Annotated in this window: 5 protein-coding genes; all 5 read left to right on the forward strand. The window is 58.7% G+C overall.

Translation table 11 applies throughout. The features are described 5' to 3' along the window. Nucleotides 1-194: 194 nt before the first annotated feature. The 5 genes from B0B01_RS12750 to B0B01_RS12770 are packed head-to-tail and all read left to right on the forward strand — an operon-like array spanning nt 195 to nt 7,297. A complete protein-coding gene (locus B0B01_RS12750) occupies nt 195-1,610 on the forward strand; it encodes a DUF6212 domain-containing protein (RefSeq protein ID WP_143733117.1) in 1,416 nt (471 codons plus the stop codon). Between the two features lie 12 nt (nt 1,611-1,622). Then, nucleotides 1,623-4,256 carry a glycosyltransferase gene (locus B0B01_RS12755; protein WP_076650456.1) on the forward strand — a complete coding sequence of 878 codons (2,634 nt, stop codon included), beginning with the start codon at nt 1,623-1,625 and terminating at the stop codon, nt 4,254-4,256. Nucleotides 4,257-4,299: 43 nt separating this feature from the next. Beyond that, nucleotides 4,300-5,460, forward strand: coding sequence for a polysaccharide pyruvyl transferase family protein (locus B0B01_RS12760; RefSeq protein WP_083946386.1), 1,161 nt, complete (start codon nt 4,300-4,302; stop codon nt 5,458-5,460). A 2-nt stretch (nt 5,461-5,462) separates the two neighbouring features. Further along, nucleotides 5,463-6,635, forward strand: coding sequence for a polysaccharide pyruvyl transferase family protein (locus tag B0B01_RS12765; RefSeq protein ID WP_083946387.1), 1,173 nt, complete (start codon nt 5,463-5,465; stop codon nt 6,633-6,635). 56 nt (nt 6,636-6,691) lie between these two features. After that, a complete protein-coding gene (locus B0B01_RS12770) occupies nt 6,692-7,297 on the forward strand; it encodes a sulfotransferase family 2 domain-containing protein (RefSeq protein ID WP_076650459.1) in 606 nt (201 codons plus the stop codon). Nucleotides 7,298-7,372: the final 75 nt, after the last annotated feature.

Here is a 7,372-nt window from a genome sequence, read left to right on the forward strand (position 1 = left end):
GATGCCCTAAAACTTTCTTCTCCGGCGATCATACTCTTGCCATCGTCCTGTTCTGGCTATGAAATTCAATGAGTCTGGACCTCAATCAAGCACTCTGTCAGACCATGCGCACCAACACAACAGTAACGACAACGTTCAGTATGGCGTATTAAAATCAGTTTGAACCTTCGATCACACTAGTGGACCCAGACTTTATGCCCAACCAATTTGCTTCGATCCTTGTGGCCTCCGAAGATTTTCCTGAGGCTAGCGCTTTGTCGTTGCCGGTTACTCTGATCGTCGCCTCGAGCTCGCGCAACGACATCTCGTTCAGCGATGACGGCGGCCTGCCGCTGCCCATAGATCAGGTCATGCTACGCACCATCGGCCAGCTACCGCTTTCGAGCAGCGGCAAGAAGCGCCTGTCGCAACTGGCCGAACTGTGGCGCGACCGTCTGGACAACGATCCGCCGGCAGAGATCACACTGGGCGACGAAATCCTCGACATCCGCACCAAGGTTCTGGAATGGCTGGTGGCCCGGCTAACTGAACACCGGCAGAAAAGCGCGCAGCGCTCGACCTGCTACATGCGCGAGTTGGGGCTGCTACGCCAGCAGCACGAAGCGATCCAGGCCAGCTTCCAGAAACTCGAACAGTTCGTCTATCGCCACGGCCCACAGCATCGCACGCTGGAAACCACGCTGTCGCCGGTCTCGGGCCAGTTGCCGATCACGCTGCGCGGCGATTCGCAGCTGATACAGCGGTTGCCTGGCACCAGCGCCGGACTGAGTGATCTGGCGATCCATATCGGCAACGAGACCGCCCCCGCCGAGGGCGGAATGCTGAATGTCAGCCTGCTCAGCCCCGACACGAACGAAACCCTGGCCATATGGGAGGTTCCGGCGGCTCGGCTGGAACATGGTTGGCTGCGTTTCTCGCTGGATCGCGCACTGGGGCCGGACACGATTAGCCTGATGCTGAATGTCAGCTATCAGGGCAAGGGCGTCCTCAAGCTGTCCAGCGCCGTCCAGCACCCCGAGCCGCGCTTCCATCCCGAGGTGGACGGCCAGCCGGTCGAGACCCTGCCCGCGCTGCAATTGTGGCGCTGGATCGCGGGGGCGAATGCGCCGGTCCCTGCTCATGCGGTGATCCAGATCGGCGGCCGGAACCGCCTGCGCCGGGTCGAACGCGACACGCTGGCCACTGCGATCGACCTTGAGACGCTGAACAGCACCATGCCGCTGTTTCAGTCCAGCGAGGCGCTGCTGGTTCATGTCGTGCCCCGGCGCGTGGCCTGCGGCATCCTGCCGGGTATTGCCTTGCCCGGCGCACGCCAAGTCTTTGCCACGCTGGCCACGCGCCATGCCGAAGCGCCGACGGTCGAATACCAGCTTGCGCTGCTGCCGCAGGACCAGCGCCCCCACAAGTCCGGCCGGCTGCCCGATTTCGATGCTGCGCTCGCCTCAGGTTGGATCCGGCTAGCCCCCGAGGAGGAGGGGCAAGCCCATGTCCTTCTACCCAGGCCGCTGGATGCACCCCACGATATCTATCTGATGACCCGCTTACCGAAGGGTCAACGTAGTAATGCCTATGGCTGGTCCACCTTCTCGCATATCTGCCTGCAATTCTGACGAGGTGACAGGATGCAACATACCCTTCTCAAGCCCCACATCATGAATGCGACCCCGGTCACGGCGCCGCGTGTCGCTGTGGTGGTGCCGATCTTCCGCCATTCGGTGCTGTTGTCCGAAGCAATCGAAAGCGCTCTGGCGCAGCGGGCGGGGTTCCGGATCCAGCTTGTGCTGGTCAATGACGGCTGCCCGCATCCCGAAACTGACGAGGTTTGCCACGAATACGCCCTGAGCTATCCCGACCATATCACCTATCTGCGCAAACCTAATGGCGGGCTCAGCGACGCCCGCAACCACGGCATTCGCCACGCGCTTTCGACTTGGCCTTCAGTCGAGGCGATATATATGCTGGACGCCGACAACCGGCTGCGCCCGGATGCCATGTCCAACGCCATGGCAGCGCTGGACAGACATCCAGAGACGGGTTGGATCTATCCCAATATCGACATGTTCGGCCTGCCTTGGGCGGGCGACTATGGCGGCGATTATTCGCTGCTAATCCATACGGTGATGAACGTCTGCGAGGCCGGCAGTCTGATCCGCCGTGAAGTTTTCGAGGCAGGCGTCTATTTCGACACTTCGTTCAAATCCGGCTTCGAGGACTGGGACTTCTTCCTGACCGCCGCCGAGGCCGGTTTCCGCGGTCGCCATATCGAGAATTTCGGTTTCCTCTATCGCAAGCGCGCCGAATCCATGCTAGCCGATTCCGAGCGCGACTCGGACGCGATCCGCAGCGAGATGCGCAAGAAGCACAAGAAGCTGTTCAGCCCGCGCGGCCTGCTGGAGCTGGAGCAGCAAGAGGCCCCGCGCTATGCTATCTTTCTTGCCGACCGGGGAGAGGTGCTGCTGACCGTCGATCCCGACGTGCCCGACGCCCGGCGGATATCAATGGCCGAATTCGAGCGGCTGTGGTGGCGCACCCAGACCGACAACAGCCAGCACCACATGCCGCCGATCCTGCTGATGACGCATTCGGCCGTGCTGGACCAGCTGCGCCGCGCGCGACTGCTGCATGCGGTGCTGTGGACGATGGAGCGCCGGCTTGCCCAGCAATGCTTCGCCGCGCTGGAGATCGAGCCGCGCGACGCCGAGCGCATTGGCTGGAACGAACAAGAAGCCCAGGACTCGACCGAGCTTCACGCCGCCATGCTGATGGTCCGGCCCGGCCTGTTCTCGGACATCGTGCGCGATAGCTCGATCGCCTGGGCCTCGGGCGTCGCCGCGCGGCCCTGCGCCTTGCCCACCACGCTTTTGCGGCTGCAACTGCCCGAGACGTTATTCTCGAACGGGGAGGAACTCTATACCGCCGCCGCTCATGACTTTGTGGGCGTCGCCGCCCGTTATCAAGCCTCGCCCAACCGCGACGCGCTGGCCTATAGGTGGGACTGGCGCACGCCCGACGTTCCCTGGCGCGGTCGCACGCATGAAATCAGCCGCATCCCAACCAAGGCCGACGCCGCCTATCCCCGCATCTCCAGAGACGGGCGCGACATCGGCTTCGCATTACCTTTGGCTGAATTCGGCGGGGTCGAGCGGGTAGCGCTGAACACGGCACGGGCGATGAAGCGCGCCGGCTGGCGCCCGCATCTCTTCATACTGGAGGCCCAAAGCTGTCAATTTAGCGCCGAATGGCGCGACACGTTCGAAAGCGTCACCTTCCTTGCCGATCCGACCTTCATGACTTGGGGTCCGGCAAATTCGAACTATCTGGGAACCGACGTGCCCGACTGGTCGCGTTCCGGCGATCAGCGGCAGGCCACCGCGATGCTGGCCTGGCTCGATGCGGTCATCAACTTCCACGGCGGGGCGATCTCAGGCGTGATGGGACAGCTAAAGCGTTTCGGTGTTAAGACTGCACTGTCGCTGCATCTTAGCGATCTCAGCACGTTTCAGCGGCCGGTCGGTAATACCTACTTGGGCCTCGCCTTCGAACATGCCTATGACGCGATCCTGCCCTGCTCCAGACAGTTGGGAGAGTGGTGTCATGCCATGGGGATCCCCGCCGACAAGATTGTGCCGATACTGAACGCCCCGAGTTTCGACCTGCCCGAGGAGGCCGAAGCGCGGCTCGATGCCCGACGCGCCACCAGATCCCCGCAGGATCCGCTGCGTGTCATGTATCTGGGCCGGCTTGATCAGCAGAAAGGGATCGAACGGCTGGTCTCGATCATCGAGACAACTCAGGCGCTTCGCTTGCCCATCGAATGGCGCTTGATCGGCAGGGCCGTGATCAGCGACAGCGCCTTGGAACTTCCGCCTCAGATCAGCTCTCTTCTGGAACCGCCGTTGACAACACCCGAAGGTCTGGAAGAAGCTTTTGAATGGGCAGATGTCTTTATACTGCCATCCTACTACGAGGGGCTGCCACTGACGATTCTTGAAGCAATGCGGTCGGGCGTCATTCCGATTGCCACGGATGCAGGGGCGGTGACCGAAGTCCTGCACCAATGGGTAAATGGCGTCGTGCTGTCTCAAAGCGACACCATCTCAGAAGCGCTGACAGCTCTGGAGAGACTTGCATCGGATCCCGCGCTGGTCCGGCAACTCTCCTCCCGCGCACGCACGGACATGGAAGGGCGCAACTGGAACAACGCGGTTAAACCCTTCATCGAACGGTTTGAGCAGTTACGGGAAAGCCGGACCTGAACACAACGCACGAGCAAACGATCCCAAAGGAAGCGCGCAGCAAATGAAAACAGCACTTGTCCATTTCAACCATTCGTCCAATGAGAACTTGACGACATGGCCTGATATGCGGACCTCGAAATGGAAACCGAACTACGGCGATATGCTGGTTTGCGCAGCGATCCTGCGCGAAGTCCCGATGGAGGACACAGTGCGCATCGGCTTCGGCGGCGTGCTATCGCAGCCGGTTGACCGGGCTTTAATCCGGGGATCTACCTATCTGCACAACAACATGGATTTCGAGGCGGTCAATAAAACACTGGACAGCATCGACGCGCCGCTAGCGATTGTTGGGCTGGGGGCTCAGAACCCGACGCAAGATGTTGGCTTCCTAGATCAGAACGAAGGCGCGAAAGGCTTTGTGGCCCGGCTGGACGAGCGCTCGAAAAGTATCTCGGTACGCGGCCAGTTCACTGCGGACTTGCTGGAACGGCTCGGCGCGAAGAATATCCGCATCACCGGCTGTCCCTCGCTTTTTTACACGCTTAAATGCCCGCAGGTGTCGATCCCTGCTCGTTTATCCAGCCGTAAGCGCGCCATCGGTATCTCGCTCCACAGCGGGCTAATGGGCAACATCTATTGCGTCGCTCCGAAGGAGGCGCGACGTGCCCATGTCGATGCAATCCAATATGGTATTAAAGAATGCGCCAAGCTGTCGTTGTTCGAGCAGGGCGTCATGACCGAATTCAAAGTAGCCGATAGTCAGCTCCCTATGATCGAGCGTATGGAGGCCGCCGCTGCTGTCATCAAGAACATCGCCGGCGAAAACGAACTGACCCCGCAGGACCTTGTCCGGCACATGGTCAGCGTTAGAAGCATTGAGGAATGGCTTTCACTGGCCGCCGAACTTGATGCCATCATCGGCTTCCGCTTCCATGGCAACATGGTTGCGCTGCTGCAGGGTAAACCCTGCTTTTACTTCGTCTATGATTCCCGTATCACGGAGTTTTGTCAGTTATACAAGCTGCCGTATCAGGACGTCCGGGAGGAATGGAAGGATCCCGTGCAAGCGATGATGGAACATGACTGGGATGCCGCGAATGCTGCCATTCAAGCTTGCCAAAATGAGTTGAAATTGTTCTATCAGGAGAATGGGTTTTCTATTGCCACATCCGATCCAGCAAATAAAAAAGAGAAGCAATCCGATTGCGGAGCGGGCATTTAGTTATGATTATTGAAGAAAACAGAACCGATTATGTCCTTCCAAAAGAAGGCGGTCGGATAGGGTTCATGGGTATCACATCGCACGGTCGCGAAGGCGCCCGAGAGAATACCGGGAACTTCCTACACGGATTCGCCGCGCGGCACATTATCGGTGAATATCGAAATCTTTATCCCAATAAGATGACTGATGAGGCCGTTGAGCAACTGCGCAGCGAACTGACCCATGTGGTCTTCGTCGCAGCAACGAGCATCATGGTCAACGACACAACGACCTTGGCCAAAGGCCATACAAAATTGGCCAACGCAATCGAGAAGCTTGGCCTTCCTGTCGTCGTTTTCGGCCTCGGCGCCCAAGCACGGATTGGTCAGTCGGTTTCTACCGCCGTGGTCGCTCCAGAGACCAAACGGTTGCTTTCCGTGCTGTCGCACCACTCGCCCAAAATCGCCGTGCGCGGCGAATTTACAGCCGAGCTTTGCAAGCATCTTGGGATTGATAACGTTGAGGTCATCGGCTGCCAGTCCTGTTTCATCAGCCGTCGGCCCGACTTCCGTATGACTGAATTGACAGCACCGCCTCGGACCGAACGTACCGTCGTCAACCTTACCCGCCACTCGCAAGAGCTTCCCCTTCTTCTTCAGGCGATCGAGGGCGGTGCGACCTATATCGGGCAGTCGTCGCATTTCGAATACGAGATTGCGCGTATGGCCGAGGGCATAACTCCCGACAATCTGCCCGAGGATGTGAAAGCATTGATGACAGAAGGTGTTAAAAGAATTGTAAATTCTGGTGCTCTCGACTTTGTCGGCTTCCACAGTTATGTAAGACGGAAATTTTTCCAGTATTACTCGATGGAGCCATGGTTCGAAAGACTCCGCGGCGGTTTCGACGCCTGCATCGGGACCAGGTTCCACGGGAATATGGCTTCTATGCAATCAGGCGTGCCCAGCTTGTGGATCGTTCACGACAGCCGTACGCAAGAGTTCTGCGACTATCTCGGTCTGCCGCAAGCGCCGCTGCAGGCGGTGAGGGACGGTCTCACGATTGCCGATCTGTTTGATCGCTATTATGAAACCGAGACTTTCGCAAAGAAATATCCCGCAAACTATGCGCGCTTTTACGACTATCTGACTGAACATGGCGTGCCGCATAAATTGGCTATGCCGTTAAAAAACTAAACTCGGTTTGCATGATGGCAGCAGAAGCTATCCGCTGCCCGAATTTAGGAAGCTCCATGCCCTTCATCGAACATAACGGCAAACGCATCCTCTTTATACACATTCCGAAGGCTGGGGGAACTTCGATCGAAAGCTGGATGAAAACTATCGCGCCGCTGCGGCTGTTTTCCATGGGCGTCCCTCACGCCAGCCGCTGCACGCCGCAGCATTATCGTGCACAGGATATTTGGGCGCTGTTGGGCGAGGGATTTTTCGACTATGCGCTGACAAGCGTACGCAACCCCTATGACCGGATTGCAAGCGAATACCGGATGCGGGCGCAATTGGCGAAGGAAAGCTTCTGGAAGGGCCTGCCCGACTTCTCGGCTTGGATCGAAGAAAACCTCGACCGCCAGAAGCGCGAGAAATTCCATCTGGACAATCATCTGCGCCCGCAATGGGAATATCTGGGCAAGGATGTCGACGTCTTCCGGCTGGAGGATGGGCTAGCCGCGCCCCTTGCTGCGATAGCGACCCATCTAGGTGTCCAGCCGCCCGCGATTCCTCCACACGAGCTTCGCTCGGATGCGCTGAACATCGACTGGCAACCCGCCGACCGAATCCGCGTGCGCGACCATTACGCCCGTGATTTCGAAGCCTTCGGCTATTCAAGCGACCTTTAAGACCATGATTAGACTGTGCGCTAACTAGGTCAATGGCCTCTCCCGCAACATTCGCCGGATCCATCGACGGATCTT

This window comes from Pontibaca methylaminivorans (assembly GCF_900156525.1).
GTDB classification, from domain to species: domain Bacteria; phylum Pseudomonadota; class Alphaproteobacteria; order Rhodobacterales; family Rhodobacteraceae; genus Pontibaca; species Pontibaca methylaminivorans.